General features: G+C 41.1%; 14 protein-coding genes, 1 tRNA gene and 2 pseudogenes. 11 read left to right on the forward strand and 6 right to left on the reverse strand.

The annotated features are described in order from the left end of the window. Nucleotides 1-504 precede the first annotated feature (504 nt). From DSBG_RS09245 to DSBG_RS09260, 3 genes and pseudogenes are all read left to right on the forward strand, one after another. On the forward strand, nt 505-1,605 hold the full coding sequence (locus DSBG_RS09245) for a cytochrome-c peroxidase (RefSeq protein ID WP_068963854.1): 1,101 nt from the start codon (nt 505-507) through the stop codon (nt 1,603-1,605). Nucleotides 1,606-2,215: 610 nt separating this feature from the next. Then, a pseudogene (locus DSBG_RS09255) lies at nt 2,216-3,230 on the forward strand (IS1634 family transposase); the annotation flags it as partial. Between the two features lie 364 nt (nt 3,231-3,594). Further along, nucleotides 3,595-4,227: a transposase gene (locus DSBG_RS09260; RefSeq protein WP_068963856.1), complete on the forward strand. Its 633-nt coding sequence runs from the start codon at nt 3,595-3,597 to the stop codon at nt 4,225-4,227. A 108-nt stretch (nt 4,228-4,335) separates the two neighbouring features. On the opposite strand, the gene DSBG_RS09265 is transcribed toward DSBG_RS09260, so the two are convergent. Genes DSBG_RS09265 through DSBG_RS09280 form a run of 4 tightly spaced genes read right to left on the reverse strand, consistent with a single transcriptional unit; the run spans nt 4,336 to nt 7,543 of the window. Further along, the gene (locus DSBG_RS09265; RefSeq protein WP_068963857.1) at nt 4,336-5,343 is read right to left on the reverse strand and encodes a tyrosine-type recombinase/integrase; all 1,008 of its coding nucleotides are present in this window, start codon (nt 5,341-5,343) and stop codon (nt 4,336-4,338) included. Further along, complete coding sequence (locus DSBG_RS09270; protein WP_068963858.1) at nt 5,333-6,322, reverse strand: tyrosine-type recombinase/integrase; 990 nt, start codon at nt 6,320-6,322, stop codon at nt 5,333-5,335. The genes DSBG_RS09265 and DSBG_RS09270 overlap by 11 nt, the downstream gene beginning before the upstream one ends. Further along, nucleotides 6,312-7,127: a tyrosine-type recombinase/integrase gene (locus tag DSBG_RS09275; protein WP_068963859.1), complete on the reverse strand. Its 816-nt coding sequence runs from the start codon at nt 7,125-7,127 to the stop codon at nt 6,312-6,314. The genes DSBG_RS09270 and DSBG_RS09275 overlap by 11 nt, the downstream gene beginning before the upstream one ends. 17 nt (nt 7,128-7,144) lie before the next feature. Next, nucleotides 7,145-7,543 (reverse strand): hypothetical protein, encoded by a 399-nt coding sequence (locus DSBG_RS09280; protein WP_068963860.1) that lies wholly within the window; start codon nt 7,541-7,543, stop codon nt 7,145-7,147. 193 nt (nt 7,544-7,736) lie between these two features. On the opposite strand from DSBG_RS09280, the gene DSBG_RS09285 reads away from it, so the two are divergent. The 3 genes and pseudogenes from DSBG_RS09285 (at nt 7,737) to DSBG_RS09295 (ending at nt 9,530) form a co-directional block, all read left to right on the forward strand. Next, nucleotides 7,737-8,594, forward strand: coding sequence for a Mu transposase domain-containing protein (locus tag DSBG_RS09285; protein ID WP_068963861.1), 858 nt, complete (start codon nt 7,737-7,739; stop codon nt 8,592-8,594). Nucleotides 8,595-8,641: 47 nt separating this feature from the next. Beyond that, nucleotides 8,642-9,354 (forward strand): annotated as a pseudogene (locus tag DSBG_RS09290) (ATP-binding protein). Further along, a complete protein-coding gene (locus DSBG_RS09295) occupies nt 9,351-9,530 on the forward strand; it encodes a hypothetical protein (RefSeq protein ID WP_068963862.1) in 180 nt (59 codons plus the stop codon). Before DSBG_RS09290 ends, DSBG_RS09295 begins: the two are co-directional and overlap by 4 nt. A gap of 356 nt (nt 9,531-9,886) precedes the next feature. Here the strand turns inward: DSBG_RS09295 and DSBG_RS09300 are convergent, their stop codons facing one another. After that, complete coding sequence (locus tag DSBG_RS09300; RefSeq protein WP_068963863.1) at nt 9,887-10,906, reverse strand: hypothetical protein; 1,020 nt, start codon at nt 10,904-10,906, stop codon at nt 9,887-9,889. Nucleotides 10,907-11,784: 878 nt separating this feature from the next. Between DSBG_RS09300 and DSBG_RS22420 the strand changes: the two genes are divergently transcribed. After that, the gene (locus DSBG_RS22420; RefSeq protein WP_141694276.1) at nt 11,785-12,162 is read left to right on the forward strand and encodes an SLATT domain-containing protein; all 378 of its coding nucleotides are present in this window, start codon (nt 11,785-11,787) and stop codon (nt 12,160-12,162) included. 687 nt (nt 12,163-12,849) lie between these two features. On the opposite strand, the gene DSBG_RS09305 is transcribed toward DSBG_RS22420, so the two are convergent. After that, nucleotides 12,850-12,936: transfer RNA gene (locus DSBG_RS09305), tRNA-Leu, on the reverse strand. Nucleotides 12,937-13,234: 298 nt separating this feature from the next. On the opposite strand from DSBG_RS09305, the gene DSBG_RS09310 reads away from it, so the two are divergent. From DSBG_RS09310 to DSBG_RS09325, 4 genes are all read left to right on the forward strand, one after another. Next, nucleotides 13,235-14,161, forward strand: a complete 927-nt coding sequence (locus DSBG_RS09310; protein WP_068963864.1) for a DMT family transporter — start codon at nt 13,235-13,237, stop codon at nt 14,159-14,161. Nucleotides 14,162-14,254: 93 nt separating this feature from the next. Then, a complete protein-coding gene (locus tag DSBG_RS09315; protein WP_083236795.1) occupies nt 14,255-14,815 on the forward strand; it encodes a UbiX family flavin prenyltransferase in 561 nt (186 codons plus the stop codon). A 62-nt stretch (nt 14,816-14,877) separates the two neighbouring features. After that, nucleotides 14,878-15,174, forward strand: a complete 297-nt coding sequence (locus tag DSBG_RS09320) for a DUF1294 domain-containing protein (RefSeq protein WP_083236796.1) — start codon at nt 14,878-14,880, stop codon at nt 15,172-15,174. Nucleotides 15,175-15,439: 265 nt separating this feature from the next. Further along, nucleotides 15,440-17,209, forward strand: coding sequence for a sigma-54 interaction domain-containing protein (locus DSBG_RS09325; protein ID WP_068963865.1), 1,770 nt, complete (start codon nt 15,440-15,442; stop codon nt 17,207-17,209). The last annotated feature ends 85 nt before the right edge of the window (nt 17,210-17,294 follow it).

The raw sequence follows: 17,294 nt of genomic DNA on the forward strand, positions 1-17,294 counted from the left end.
TAACGGCAATATGACTATAAAAATTATAGCTCTTTTGTAGTGACAGGGCACGTCGAGACAGTCGTGGTGATAGAATGGAAGTAGCTTGTTATCAGCGGTATCTAGGGTTTTGGATAAATTTACAGTGCGTTTTATGTTCCCGCGGACGTATGTCTGAGGGAACTTTTTGTTTAAGGGGGTCGCACTTTTACGCGGAAATAAACAAATGCGCGTAAATAAAAATACTACAATCACCACCGAACATTATTCATAAAGACTTTTTACACAGCCTGCCTTCCCCTGACTCACTTGATTCAAAATTTTGTGTGTTCTAAAAAAGAAAATCAGAATATATATAAAATAAAAAATTGAAAGGAGGAGCTTTCCAGCCCGTCACAGAACACCGCGGATTACAAAAATTCTTTTTATAATCCTGCAGGTATAAAAGTGACCGGGCCACCCGTTCGACACCAACAGGTGGAAGCCAAAAACTGTTGTTTTACAGGCTTCTGGAATAGCATTTAAATGAGCAAAAAAATTTGTATTTTAATCTTTACCATGTCTCTTATATTGATTACTATGTTAGGAACTGCTTTTGCAGAGGAAATTACTCCAAAACAAGCCCTAGGGAAGCTTATGTTTTTTGACAAAAATCTTTCTACACCTAATGGTATGTCCTGCTCCTCTTGCCACGATCCATCGGTAGCCTTTACAGATCCCGACTCTAACCTCCCTGTATCACAGGGCGTGGTGCCCAGGCTTTTTGGCAATCGCAACAGCCCGTCTGCGGCGTACGCTGCTTTTAGCCCGACATTTCAACTCACCGCGAATGGATATGTCGGTGGACAGTTCTGGGATGGGCGGGCGGCAAACCTCGTTGAACAGGCCAAAGGACCCTTCCTGAACCCGCTGGAAATGCATAACCTTAATAAACAGGCAGTTATTTCGGCAGTCTTCAATTCAAACTACGCCTATCTTTTTACAAATGTCTACGGTGACAATGCCTTTGATAATGTGGAAACAGCTTATAATGACGTGGCCGACGCCATTGCGGCCTATGAAAACACGGATGAATTAAATAAATTTACATCTAAATATGATTACTATCTGAAAGGTGAAGCCACACTGACGGAGCAGGAAAAATTAGGTCTTGAATTGTTCAATGATCCGAACAAGGGTAATTGTACCGCCTGTCACTCCAGCCAAATTGGGCCTTATAATGCTGACCATCCCCTTTTCACGGATTATAGTTATGATAATCTGGGTGTGCCGAAGAATTGGGATAGTCCTTATTTATACCTGCCGAGCGCCTTTAATCTCGAAGGCAAGAACTATGTGGATTTAGGCCTGGGAGGTGTTCTTAATGACCCAAATGAATATGGTAAATTTAAGGTTCCCTCTCTGCGCAATATGGCTATAACGTACCCCTACATGCATAACGGCTATTTCAAGACCCTGCGGGAAGTGGTGAATTTTTACAATACAAGAGATACTGATAATTGGCCGGCCCCGGAGGTTCCCGAAAATGTCAATAAACAAGAGGTAGGGAATCTTGGCTTAACCTCAGATGAAGTTGATGCCATCGTTGCCTTCTTAAATACCCTGACAGACGGCTATAAACAGTAATAGAGGAAAAATCGGATAGAAACCCCGTAAAGCATAAGCTTATGGGGTTTCTCCCGTTATTTTGCCGTTCCTCTTTTAAGCAACATATTTTTCTCGAAATTCCAAAGATATCAAACAATGGTTTTCACAATCACGACTCTCCTAGCCAAGAATGCTCCCTGTCTTACGTCCCGGTTAAAATGCAGTGTCAGTGGCGAATTTTTTGAAATTGATCATCAGTAATACAATAAATATCACCCAAGGTATCAGGGACAGTAAAGAGAATATCATACCTATTGCACTGGCTAATGACGGTATAATCATGAAAAATCCGGAGGCTAATCCCCACAAACCAACTGACTTTTTAGACTTGGGGCTTTTTATTAAACTAAAAAAGAGATTATGACATCAGGAGTATCATCATTGATGCCGACAAGAACAAGGTAGAATTAAGATTAACTTAAGGTTGGCTATATCGTGACTTAAGGAGGATGAGGTCATCGGTCAAGATATCTGTGAATACTTTCAGGTGGAGATGCCGCTACAGAAAATCGTAAAGACCGGGAAACCTTATCATTTAAAGGAAGTTCGATATAAGCGGGACCATAGGGTTATTCATTATTTAACCAGCGGGGTTCCCAAAGACCGCCGTCCTGACCTTCCTCAAATTGTGATTGGTTTAGCTGTGACAAGGGACGGTATCCCCATACGATGCTGGTCTTGGCCCGGAAACACCTCGGATATGACAGTCATCCCAGAGGTTAAGAGAGACTTAACCGGTTGGAAGCTTGGCCGAGTGGTGACAGTGGCTGACCGAGGTTTTTCGTCCGAAGGAAACCTTCGCATTCTTCAAGAGGCGGGTGGTCACTATATTGTTGGTGAACGGATGACAGCAGGTAAACCCATCGTCGAAAAGGCACTCGCTCATCCTGGGCGATTTCGATCTGTTCGCGAAAACCTTGAGGTAAAAGAAGTCATCGTAGGTGACGGCGAAGCCCGCGTTCGCTATGTACTTGTCCGCAATCCTGCTGAAGCTCGACGGGATGCTGCAAGGCTTGAAAAGCATCTGGAGAAACTCAAAGCGGAGCTTGCTAAGCTTAAAGAACTGGATGGAAGTGCTCACTCCAAAGCTCATTGCCGCCTTAACAGTCACATCACGTACAAAAAGTATCTCAAGATGGACTCTAAAGGAAATTTCAAGATCAATAACCAAGCGGTTAAAGAGATGGAGCATCTCGATGGGAGATATCTGATCCGCACATCGGATGATACCCTTTCCGTGGAAGATGTTGCCTTAGGCTACAAGCAACTCCTTGAAGTTGAACGAGCGTTTCGAACTCTTAAAACCACGCTGGAACTTAAGGCCTGTCTATCACCGCAAAGAAGAACGGATACGAGCTCATGTCCTCCTGTGTTGGTTATCTCTTCTCCTCGTTAGAATTGCAGAGGTTAACACCCATCAGACCTGGCCCCAATTGCGCTCGGAACTGGAAGACATGCATCTGATTGAGTATGAATCGACGGACGGAAAGGTCTATCAAAGAACAGAGATAACCGAAGGTCAAAAGAGAATTCTTTTTTTGTTGAAAATCCTGGAACCCGCTAAAATACAGGATATTTCACTTTTTCAGGGGTCAAAAACGTAGACACACGGCAAATTATCCACAAGTGCCTCTAGCCCTTGCACCACATGGGTTTGAGGCACTTCTCGTGCCTACAGACTGTCGAACCCGAGGTCCCCTTCGTCGTTATTAATGAAATAAACTCCATAAAATGTACAAAAAAACAAAGACGGCAGCCATCATACACTGAAGGCTGCCATCTTTCTCATATTATGAATATTTCGTTTCAAGAGAGCGGACTTCTCGGTAAAAGTGAGCATATGTCTCGATAAAATAGAGCAACTTTCACGGAGTACAGAGCAACCGATCTATATCACTTCATATAGCGACCCTATAATTGATATATGCACGATTTTTTGTGTAAATATTTTTATGGAGGTCGATAATTGTGGTAAATTATCGAGAAATTATCAGGCTCAAATGCCTGAACCACAGCAAGAGTCAAATCGCGACCAGTCTCCACTGTTCAAGAAACACAGTTACTGAAGTCTGCGACCTTGCAGAACAGAAGGGCCTATTAGTATGGCCTTTGTCGGACGAGTTAACCGATACTGACATTAGGAAGTTATTATATCCTGGGAGGGTTGCAGAGTCGGGTCGCAAGATGCTCGATTATGCCTATATGCATAAGGAGTTGGCAAAACCTGGGGTTACTCTCACATTGCTGTGGAGTGAATATTGTGAGCGATGCGAAGCCGAAAAGGCTATCCCTTATCAATACACTCAGTTTTGCGATTACTACAAAGCGTTCGTATACAAGACTAAAGCGACTATGCGAATCAAACGCAAGCCTGGTGAACTTCTAGAAGTGGATTGGGCCGGAAACACGCTAACTGTTACAGACTCAATCACAGGAGAAGATATTAAGGCCTATGTTTTTGTTGCGACGCTACCATGTAGCCTTTACAGTTATGCGGAAGCATTTCCGTCAATGGTTACTGAGAATTGGATTACGGCGCACATTCATGCCTACCAGTTCTTTGGGGGTGCAACAAGGATTCTCGTTCCCGATAACCTCTAATGTAAAGATTTACATTAGCAATTTAATGCAAAGCCATTATTAATGTAAAGCCAGATGCCGAAATCAAGCAAATAGGGGGTTATCCAGAATCCAACTTTACATTATATTTTAGATAAGCGTTTCAAGGAAGGCCAACAAATCAGATTTTTCCTCTGACGAATAATACTCAACGCTGTCTGGTACAGTTTTCAGTGAGGCTTTTTCAATTGCCTCTCTTGTAACCTCAGGGTTGGAAGTAAGATATACCTGAGTTGTGGTTACGGATGAATGCCCAAGAAAGTCCCGGACATTATAAATACTTACACCATGATTCACAAGATGAGTCGCCTTTGTATGTCTCATAAGGTGCGGTGACACATTTTCCTGAAAAGCGGCGACATTCTGCTCATTGGCAATATTTTTGTATTTATTCATGATGTGGGAGATTCCTGCTCTGGTAAGACGGTCTCCTCGGCTGTTGCTGAATAGAGACTTGTCTGATTGCAGCTTGTATATCTGGATATATTTGTTAAGAACCTTTCCCGTTTCCTGCATGATAGGTATTTCTCGGAATTTATTTCCTTTACCTTTCACAAACAGCTTGCATATGCTGCCCAAGGTAACATCCGCAACATTAAGATCAATCAGTTCCTGAACCCTACATCCTGAATCATACAGCAATGACAGCATAGCAACATGCCGTATGCCTGAACGTGTTGTACAGTCCGGCATGCCAAGAAGAAGTGAGGTTTCTGCTTCTGTCATATAAGAAGGCGGTTTCTTATCAGCCTTTTTGAATGGGATATTTATTATCTGGCTGCAATGCCCTGATATTTCAGGAGCCATTGACAGCACATATCCCCAGAACGGTTTTAGATGAGCCAGGCGGACATTCCGTGTTGAGACTGCATTATCCCGCCGGAATTCAAGCCACTGCAGGAATTCAATAATACAATTTTGATCGATGTCATCTAATGATAGTCTGGTGACTTTCTTGCCATTTTCACTCAGAAAAAGGAACAGTAGCTTAAATGTATCCCTATAGGATGAAATCGTGTTGCTGCCATATCCTCTCTGGGAGATGAGGTATGACATAAAATAACTTTGTATGTAATGAGATAATGGCTTAGTGTTCATCACCCACCTCCGGAATCAGGCAGCTAAGACAGGACTCTTTCTCTATAAAATCCCGGTAACCATGCTCTGTTAGGTGGATATAGCGTTCTGTATCGCTCAGATTTACATGCCCGACATATGCTGCCAATATCGGCACTGCTGTATAGAGGTTCATGCCGGATTCCAACATATTGTTCAAACTGGCTGTGCAGAAAGAATGCCTGACATCGTGAATTCTAGGGAGCTTCCCTTGTGGAGGACAGATCCTCACAGTCTTGAATATCTTTTTGAACATATATTTCATGGCACCATATGAGTACCCAGTTCCGGTATACGGTGAAACAAACAGATACTGCTGTGCGTCATTTTGGCAGGCACACTCATAAAAATATTTTTCGACAGATACAAAAAGGCTTTCTGACATTGGAACATACCGTGACACATTATTTTTGGATTTATAAACGATGAGCAGACGGTTTTCAATGTCAACATCCTGTATCCTGAGAGAAATAACTTCTCCGATTCGCATACCGGTTCCAATCAAAATGCGTATGATTACAGGATATGCGGTACAATGGCTCTGCGACCTTCTTCCATTCGGAAGGCTGTCGGCTGCTAATGTTATGGCAGTCAGTTCTTCTTCCGAGAATATATATGGGCGAAACGCCACATGGGCATTTTTTATATATTTAGGCGGGATTTCCCATGTTCGACCACCCAATCCCTGCAGGAAGCGGGAGAACTGGCGCAAATCAGAGATGCGGAGTCCCCTGTTTGCCGGGCTTTCATTGTTGCGTTCGCAAAGTATTGTTTCAGCGGTTTCGCGGCTGATTTCCAGGCTTCCGCAAAGATGATTGAGTTCTTGGTTTAATAACTTGAGCCTGATGAGTGTGGAATGCGTAACTTTTTCTCCTTTTCCACGTTTAAACTCGATATATTTTTCGAAGTATCCCTTGAAGATACCATCATGGAATGCCAGAAATTCTTTGTCATTTACCATAAGGAATCACCTCCATGGAAGCTTTCCTCAACTGCAAAATATCTGACCAGATATATCTTGTCGTTGATTGTGGAGAGGTGTGTCCGAGTACTGTTGCAATCTCATTAATCGGAACACCATCAGACATCATCCCCGTAGCTAAACTATGTCTCATGGAATGAAGCCCTGCATGTTTTCTGTCTGTGTCAACGCGTGCCATCAAGAAGAAGGCACGTACTTTGGAGGAAAAATGATTATCGTCGCCATATGGCGTATGTGGCGGTCTCTGCTTAATGAAAATAAAAGGACTATCAGTTTCAGGTCTTGCATTTTTCATATAATCCAGAAGAGCCAGACATATTTCATGAGTCAAAGGCAATTCGAGGTACTGGCGGGTCTTCTGCTGATACAACTTGATTTTCTGTTTTCGCCATTCAATGTTTGAGAACTGCAAAGTCCGTATATCAGAAGAACGTAATCCGTAAACACTGGCAAAAAGCATGATCAGATATAGCATTTTTCCATGACCGGAAGACCTGTCTACGGACGCTAACACTTTCCGTATCTCTTCGCCACTGTAAAACGATTCCAGACGTTCATGTTTGTTGGTGTGCAGGTTATCAAGAAATGAGGAAGTGCTGAACTGTAGCTTCTGCATAATAGCTGGACACGCAAAATAACTTCTGATCGTATAAAGAATATTTGTTTTGCCAGTGGCAGAGTATTTCCCGTTCAAGGTGCCGATAAATCCAGCCAGTATGGAAGCGTTCAGGTTCTCGGTTGAAACACATCTCTCTGCATAAGCAAAAATAAAAAATGGTTTCAACCTTCCGATTCGGGTTTTTATTGTACTACGGCTGCATCCGTTTGAAATAAGCCAATCGGTATACAACAGGATATCATTACGGAACACTTCTGGAATCGGAACGGTATTGTAGATGTATCTTCTAGCAAATCTGTTTCCGTTGAGAGTATCTCTAATGAACAATACTGCTCTTGCTTTGGTCTTGCAGCGCACGTAGAGGGGTGCATATACGGATCAACACCGGCAACCTGTTTGAAATAACGCGGTACATTATCCACCGGATTAGACTTGGGTAATTCCTTACAAAAGAGGATGAACCCATCAATTATGCCACAATACGCATCGGCAAGTTTCGAGCCGGGTAACTCAACTGTTATCTCCGATTTTAATTGTTCCATTAACAGTTGCAACTCAGTTATTATAATAGAAACAGCCATTTGTTTGGTCTCCTTTCATTTTTGGCTGATTCTATTATAGGTGATTAATGTAAAGTCACAGCAAGAATAAATCCTTTGTTTCCTGTGTCTTTTGATTTAACTTTACATTAATAATGGCTTTGCATTAAACCTCAAAACTGGCGTCATCCGCCATTCACGTAGCGAAGTCGTTCTAAACCCAATTTACCAGGAAATGGCCGAACATTACGGGACAGCAGTGATCCCTGCTAGACCGGTTTCACCGAAAGACAAACCCAATGCTGAAGGCACGGTGAATGTCATATCTACTTGGATCATTGCCGCACTTCGCAATAGAAAATTCTTTTCCTTTATTGAACTAAATAGTGCTGTCAAGAATAAGCTGGCAGAATTCAATGCAAAACCCTTCCAAAAAAAGAATGGAAGCAGGCTTTCTGCATTTGAAGATGAGGAAAAATCCTACCTTCTGCCATTACCTACTTCCACGTATGAGATTGCCGTCTGGGCAACTGCAACCATACAGGCCGATTATCTCATAACTGTGGATAAAATCAAGTATTCGGTACCTTATGAATTTATTGGCAAGGAAGTAAGCATCCGTTACACTGGCAAAGCCATAGAGGTGTTCTTTCATAACAATCGGATTGCCTCACATGTCCGGAGATTTGGTGTCTGTGATCCGGTCATACTTCCTGAACACATGCCTGACAACCACAAACAGTATCTTACCTATACCACCACAAACTTTCTCGAATGGGCTGCTGGAGTGGGACGTTCGACTGAAACAGTTATGAAAGTTATACTGACAGCTAATAAAGTCGAGAAACAATCCTATCCGTCATGCAAAACGCTGATGAAGTTGGCTGACAAATACTCCATTGAACGTATCGAGGACGCCTGCTGTAGAGCACTTGCTTACACCCCAACCCCGAGTCTGAAAAACATCCAAATGATTCTGAAGACAGGACAAGACAAGGTAAAACCGGATAAGTCCGCCACAGGTTCTAAGCCAAGTGGACGCTATGGGTTCACAAGAGGTGCCGCATACTTTGGTGGGGGTGAAATCCAATGATTAACCAACCTACCATCGACAAACTGCACACGATGCGGCTTAGTGCTATGGCTGATGCCTTTAAGTCACAGGATGGTGACCTTTCCTATGAAGCTCTTTCGTTTAACGACCGTTTTGGGATACTTGTGGATGCCGAGTACCAAAAACGCCGTACTAGCAAACTGCAAAAGTCTATTAAGACAGCCACATTTCGTTATCCTGATGCATGTGTTGAGAACATAGAATACCATGCTGACCGACAATTGGACAAATCCCAGATTCTTCAGCTTTCAACTTGCCGTTATATTCATGATGGCAATCATATCCTGCTAGAAGGGGCTTCAGGTATATTGCCTGTGCGCTTGGCATTGCTGCGTGCAGAAACTTTCTAAAAGTCCGCTATATCCGACTCCCTGAACTATTGAATGATCTTGTCATTGCCAAGGGAGAAGGCACCTACAAGAAATTAATCAAAGCATACCAAAAAGTGGATCTATTGATTCTTGACGAGTGGCTTCTTAAGCCACTTTCTACAGACCAGGCTATGGAACTGTTCGAAATTGTTGAAGCACGAACCAGAGGTGGTTCTATGATATTCTGTACACAGTTTGATCCTCGCGGCTGGTATGATCGTATCGGGACTGCTGAAGATGGAATCGTATCGGAAGCCATTATTGATCGCATTAAGCACAATTCCTTTGAAATATTAATCGATGGTAATATATCCATGCGTGAGCGCCACGGCTTAAAATCCAATAAGTCGGGAGGGGCTGACTTATGAAAAAGAAGAATTACAAAGAACGGTATGAAGAATTGCATGATCTTTTTAATGAGTTCTTATCCGACCATAGGTTAGTTTTAGAAAGCATTGGCGAACTGAGAGCAGAAAATGAAATTCTCAAAGGCATTCTGCTCAAGTATGGCATAGAAATTCCAACCAAATATGTTGATTTCTAATCGAAGTTAGCATCTATCTGAGGGTATGCTACTTCGGCAGCATATCCTCAGGAGACAATACAGAGATCCTCAAAGTGTCCTATTAATCGAGCCGAGTGCTCAATCTGTCCGTGACCGGTGCTCTAATTCACCGAGAAGTCTGCTCTACCAAAACGAAATATTCAATTTTACCATTACTCCACTCTAAAATGGCAAAAAACAGTCTAAAACTTGCATTTTAGACTGTTTTTCTTAGCTGTGTTTTCACACAGCCCCTAAAAAATATAATGAACGGCTTTACCTCCCCTTTGATCTCACTCTGGTATTGCAAGAAGTTGTATCTGTTGTTCGATTGGCTCTTTTTGTTTAGAACTGGACTAAGCAGATTTTTTAAAAAAACCAAATATTGTAGCAATTGTCAAAATAAGAGTAATAACTACATAGCTATTTTGATTTATCCAAGAAAGTATTCCGGGCAAAATACTCATGTTATTTATACTGATTTCTTCTCTATTACCTGAAAGCTTAACCTCATTTTTGACATCAGACAGTTGAGAAATATTTGTTTTACTGCCAGAAATCCGCAAGGGGGAAATTGTTATTGGAATCTCCTTTGTATTTCCTTGTTGGACTAACGCAATTTTACCAGTAGTTTCTGCAGTTTCAAAAGATGAACAGACCCCTTTCAATTTAAAGTTGGTTACATGAATTTTCATCTTGCTACTTCCCGAAATTAATAATGAAACATCTTTGTTAAAACTGACTTGAATAGGTTTATCTAATACAATTCCATTTAGCAAAAGCAGAAATTCTTTATTAGTCGATAAAGTTATATTATTTGGTATCATTGTTTTTATATTAGCAGGATGTAATTCAACTGTAAAACCATGATCATTCTTGATATTAGGGTAGTAATAAATATCTTTATACAGAGTACTTTCTTGACCATCAAAAATAAGGTTATCTTTAATTACTTCAGATTTACTACCCTTAAGATTTGCTCCATTTGCACTAATATAATGTATATTAGAAGAAAATAAAGTATTTATAAATAATATTGAAAGTATATCTGTTTTTTTGACTTCTATTTTTTTCTCTTCCTTATTTTCATTTCGATATGATACAATAGTTGAATTGTTTTTATCTGAATCATCGAAAGAAATTTTACCAAACCCAGATAAATTTTCCCTGGTAGAAGTATCTATATCATCTGGAACTTCTATATAATTTGTATTATCTGAAATATAGCCACTAAAATCGGAAATACGGAAATCATCAGAAGAACCGACATATGATGACCAAATAAAGTCAGAATTTGAAGTGTTATATAAAAAATATATTGACGAGAGTAATATAATCAAAAATAGTGTAGGTATTAACATCTTTTTAAATATCATGGAATCCGAATCTAATCTTCTAAGTTTTACTTTGTTATTCTTTAAATACCTCTTATTAATTTTAAACACCCCTCTGAGAATAATACATCGATGTAAACCAAGAGAGAACAGTATTACTTGCATTTAATTATCGCATAAACTTTTTGCAAAGTAAGGGGAATCTTGTTAAAAAATTACAACGATCTTACCATAAATGACAATCATTCATATCGCTAAATTGAAATTACATATGCAAATAGTAAGAGTGCCTATGAATTATTCAGAGATTTTAAACATCAAGGCGAATCTGTCAACCATGATTAATTACTCCAGTATTGGCGATTCAGTCTCAAAGGTCTAAGTTAGCCCAATTTCTGCCGAAAATTACAGATAACGATAGACATATATAATGAAAAGCCGAGAACCCATCACAGAGTTCTCGGCTAATGTTTTTGGTCACTGCTTAACTAACAAATTCAACAAATGAAGGTAACCTCAAAAATCCTGCCCTGGTTAATTCCCTATACTTAACCTTGCACTTCAAATAGATTATTAGATTGCACGCATGCTTGCATGCAAGGAAGGAAAGTAGGAAAGAAGCATGAATACTATCAGAAGAGCCACTAAGAAGTAAGGTGGTGGATCAGAATGACAACTTAGCCTATTGCCTATTCATAAGAATTATTAATTCTGCATTATTTCGTATTAAAGGAAGGATTATAAAATATTTTCTAGAATGTAGAAAGTGAAAGCCCTTATTTCGAAAGAAATGATTCCTATATTGGAATATTTAATCTAAGTAACAATGAGATTTTTATTCTCCATTATTATTGACCTATTATAGGTAAATATTTAACAACATCAAGGGCTTTCACTTTTAGAAGATTGGGTTGAAAATAATGACGGATGACCTTATCGATTCTTTATTGCGTAAAATATGGATTACTAGAAAATGCAGGATTGTAGCATCAGAGCGTTTAGAAAATGCTGAACTTTATGCTCAGTTTATTTTTGTTTATTATTCAGTAATATTAGTAAGCTTATCGATATGGACTCTTTTCCCTGAACATTCAAATTCTACTTTATCTCTAATATCAGTAATAGCATCTATTGGATTACTTAGTGTTTCATTATTTATTACTTCACGAAACTATAAAAACAGAGCTTTGGCTTTAAAATCATGTTATATAAAACTCGAAAACTTGTTGGTGCTGTCCTTCTTAGGCCTGACTCGAAGATACTCTTCAATCGCTTCTCGAACCTTTCAGGAAGTGTGATTCGACTGTTCAATGGCATATTTGGATATAAGCAGTTGGAGACAACAGCAATCTATGCTAAAACGACTCAAGAGAAAATGGACAAGGACTTAGAGGAATTGAACTGGTGATGAGCCAGTTCAGTTATTCATATTTGACGAAGAAATATTAAAATTAGAATATGGTGAGTGTGACATCGATGTAGATGTTGATGCAGACATGCACAGGGATAGATGATGGATAGGTGAGGTAAAATACCTAAGTAGATAGTTGAGGGTGGTTTACAAAATGGTCTATTGCTTAGTTGAAGTGAAAAAATGAAACCCCAAGGTGGTTTAAGGTCAGTTTGTTCTCTGCTTTACTTTACGAAAGGATTTCGTGAGCATGGTTAGTTGATCCTATCCAGTGACCCAAAATAATTAAAGAAAAAATGGAAGGAAGCATGTTGGAGAAATATTAACTACAAATAAAAAACTACTCTCCCCTTTATTGAAAGGAAGAGTAGTTTGCAGAACTAAATTTCGCTGACCGACTTGACCGAATCTTGACCGACTACTTACGGATACTAACAGGTTCTTAGAGGTGTTTAACTGATTTGTCGTTCAGCCTCGCATTTTAGCATTCCTCTATAAATCTTCTGTAATCCGCTTGTACCAAGACTTCCAAGGTTTTAATGAGTCTATATAAAAATACTTATAGACATAAAAATGGTGCGGTCGAGAGGACTTGAACCTCCATGCCCTTGCGAGCACTAGAACCTGAATCTAGCGCGTCTGCCAGTTCCGCCACGACCGCGTAACAGTCATTATTATAAGAGAAAATAGATATCTTGTCAACGATAAAATTCACTTTTCGCTAATTTTATAGATCTTTCATAGATCTTCAATTTATCGCTCAATTTATCCCCTTCAATTTAGTACATCTTTAAGAAGCTACTGGTCGGAGGATTCTGAAGGTAACAATATTTTTGCTATTTTAGGATCTGTTTTTCTATGATACAATTATTTAGTTATATAAAGTAAAACATGGTAGGCCCCTGCATTAAACCATGCGAGGGGTTTTTCGTATGGTTGAAAGAGAAAGGGGGTAGCTTATGACTACTGAGAGAGATTTCCCAGAGTGGGTGCTCTGGTGTGTCGTTTTGGTGTGGGGAGCTAATTACGTTGTTGGCAAATGGGGAATGGCGGGTTTTGACCCGTTGACTTTTACGGTCATTCGCTTTGTGGGAGCCACGCCAATACTTTTTCTTTTATTGTATGCGTTGGAAAAGAATCTACGTATTCAGCTCAAGGATTGTTATGAATTGGCGTTGATCGGGCTTGTAGGCGTTACTATTTATCAGACCTTGTTCATGGCTGCCGTTAAATATGCAACTGCTACTAATGCGTCGCTAATGCTTGCCGTTTCGCCGGTTTTCGCCGCGATTTTTGCCTGGATAGCAGGTCAAGAGCGATTAGGCTCCCGGGGACGGCGAGGAAGTGCTTTGTCTTTATTAGGGGTTATTTTTGTCTTGCTTTTTGGAACGAACAAATTGGCCGTGGGTTGGGACGTGCTGCGTGGAGATCTTATTGGTCTCTTGGCCTCGAGTGTGTGGGGTTTTTATCCGGTACTCGCCAAACGCATGTTACGCAAATACTCGGCGCTTAAAACGATTACATATTCTTCGTTATTTGGTACGATATTTCTCCTGATGGTTGGATTCAGAGGAGTGCAAACGTTGTCCTGGTCAAATATACCCCTCTCAGCATGGGGTTCTATGGGTTTTTCAATTGTTCTTGTGACGGCTTTTGGGCTAGTCGTATGGTATCATGCTATCAGCAGAGTAGGGGCAAATCGAATAATGGCTTATATGTATGCGGTTCCGGCCGTTGCGGTAATCACAGCAGCTATTATTCTAAGGGAACAGGTTCATGTGATGCAGGGTGTCGGTGCTGTTGTAATCTTTTGGGGTATTAGTTTGATTCGCAAAGATAAGAACCTCATTTCAGCAAACCAAGATTTTGCAGAGATTGCTAAATAGACTTGATAAGCCAAACATGTTTAGGACAGTGGTGGCTGATATATATAAGATATTCATGCACTATGAAATGGAATTTCTATAGGGAGGTGTCTTGTGACAAAACGTCTGATTATTGGCCTAACAGGGGCAAGCGGCTCGATTTATGCTCTCACTTTGATTAACGTTCTCGCTGCGATGGAGTGGGAGGTTGAGTTAGTTATGTCTCCAACTGGTGAAAAAGTTCTTGCTTATGAAACGGGGTTCGAACGGGCAGCTTTTCCGGAAAATGTACATATTCATGAAAATACGAACCTTTTTTCCTCGCTGGCTAGTGGTTCTTATCGAACTGAGGGGATGGCAGTGATCCCCTGTTCGATGAATACGCTGGGGTTGATGGCAACGGGCACAGGAGATCAACTTTTGGCACGTGCGGCACAGGTATCGCTGAAAGAACGCCGGCCGCTTGTTGTTGTTCCTCGTGAGATGCCGTACAATATTATTCATCTCGAGAACATGTTAAGGCTGGCCCGGGCTGGCGCGACGATTATGCCTGCTTCGCCGGGGTTTTATCATCAGCCCAAAGAGATGCAGGATTTAATTGATCATGTCGCCGGAAAGGTATTGGATCAGTTTGGGATTGAACATACGCTTTATCGACGTTGGAGTGGGCTATAGCGTGGTTCGATATTCGAACTACGAACTACGAACCACGAACCACGAAATAGGGGGAGAATGGGTTGTTTAGTCTGAAGGTTTTCCTGGTTGTTTACGTCATTTGGAACTGTTATGTATTTATTGCCATGGGCAGAGATAAACGCCGCGCTAGATTGCACCGCTGGAGGATTCCGGAAGCAAGCTTACTTTTTATGGGAGCGGCTTTAGGAGGGATCGGGCTTTATTCAGGAATGAAGGTTTTCCATCATAAGACCGCCCACTCGAAGTTCGTGATTGGTGCCCCGCTCCTGATTTTACTAAACCTCTTACTACTTGGCTTTTTCTATTATGCTGGGCATTATAGGTTGAATCTTTTTTGAGCTCAAGGAAATTCGTTGTTTCGAAAATAGAGTAATGGGTTGGAGTCCATGGTTGCTAGGATTTCAACCCATTACTTTATTGTACATATAACTTCTTTACAAACCTTTTGGGTTATTATGACCGTTAAAGGATATTATGGGCTACATAGCGAATAGTTTTTTAGAAAGATTATCAAAAGATTATCGAGAGTTCGAATGTCAAGAAGAGGGCATTAACATAGGGATAGGTTTTTGGGAAACAATAGTTTTTATGGGGGTAAATTGCATGGTTGAACTCATGGTTGTTAAAGATTATGCACAACAAATTGCTGAAGCGATTGCAACCGTTGTAAAAATCGATATAGAGATAGCGGATCATAATCTGATGCGTATTGCTGGAACTGGTAAATATCACAAAGGGGTCGGCCAATCTATGGACCGGCAGGGGTATGTGTATCAGGAGGTTCTGCGGACGGGACATCAGTTTGTGATAGAAACACCGGGGCATCATCCTCTCTGTACGCCTTGTAAAGCACGGGGGAATTGTACAGAGAAATATGAAGTTGTTTCCCCGATCAATGTGGACGGTAAAGCGGTGGGAGCTATCGGACTTATTTGTTTTACAGAAGTCCAAGCTAAACTAATTATAGAAAATCAGCACTCCTATCTCACGTTCTTAACGAAAATGGCTGAAACCATTGCCTTAAAACTTAAGGAGCAGGAGTTTTTAGCAGGTCTGGTTTCTGCTAATCACTATCTGAACTCTATTATTGACTGCTTGGATGAAGGGCTGCTCACTGCGGATCTGGAGGGAAACATCCTCCACTTCAATCAGGTTGCCCAACGTTTGTTTAGTGCCAATTTACTCACGCCGCGGAGAAGTCTGCATTCCTTATTCCCTTCGCAAATTGTTGCGGATATCCTTAACGTGGCGGAAAATGAGGATGAAGTCGTCGAACGTGAGGTCCATGTTGAAACCAAGAAAAATCGGGTGCAAATGGTCTTGCGAGCTTTACCTATTCACGGGGAAGATGGTATGAAGAGTATTGCTGTGATTCTGCGGCCGTTTGATGAGATCAGTCGAATCGTCAATCGGCTGACCATTCGAGATGTCGGTCATACGATTGAGGATTTTTTGGGAGACAGTGAATCAATGTGCCAAATCCGTGAGCGAGCAAAAGTCGTTGCCGCAAGCAAATCGACCGTTTTGATTCGAGGGGAAAGCGGGACGGGTAAAGAGATGTTGGCTCGGTCGATTCATAATCTCAGTCCCCGGCAAAAAGGGGTTTTCATGGCTATTAACTGTACAGCTATTCCCGAGTCGTTGCTGGAAAGTGAATTATTTGGGTATGAAGATGGTGCATTTACTGGCGCGCGCAAAGGGGGCAAAATCGGAAAGATTGAACTGGCCAATAGGGGGACACTTTTCCTCGATGAAATCGGAGATATGCCGTTGTTTTTACAGGCCAAAATTCTGAGGGTGCTCCAAGAACGTCAAATCGAACGCATTGGGGGAATAACCCCGACTTCAGTCGATGTCCGTGTGATTGCAGCCACGCATCGTAACCTGGAGCAAATGATGGCGAAGGGTGAATTTCGAGAAGATCTGTATTATCGGATCAACGTCATTCCGATGTATATCAAACCTTTACGTGACCGAAAAGAAGATTTGGCTCCTTTATGTGAGAATTTTATCCAGATCTATAATCAACAGCTCAATAAAGATGTCCGCTTTTTATCAGACGGATTTCTGCAAAGATTGCGCGAATATCCTTGGCCGGGGAATGTCCGTGAACTTCAGAATGTTATTGAATATGCTATGAACTTAACGGAAAATTCAACGTTGACAGAGGAGCATCTCTCTCCCAGACTGAGACAGATCGAGTTATCGGATGAGCTGGAGGGATTTAATCTTGAAACCATTGAGCGAGAGACCATTCTTCGTTGTGTCCAGACGGCCGAAGACAGTGTACGTGGGAAAGAAAAAGTGGCCAAGGCTTTAGGAATTGGAGTGGCAACTCTTTATCGAAAATTAGCGCGCTATAATATTCGGTAATTTTTGTAAAACGCTATTTTCTGGGCATACTGTGCTGAGGACGAGGCTTCAGGCTATAATAAGCTTATCATATTGATAAGCTTAT

The organism is Desulfosporosinus cupriresistens (genome assembly GCF_001707885.1).
GTDB lineage: Bacteria > Bacillota > Desulfitobacteriia > Desulfitobacteriales > Desulfitobacteriaceae > Desulfosporosinus.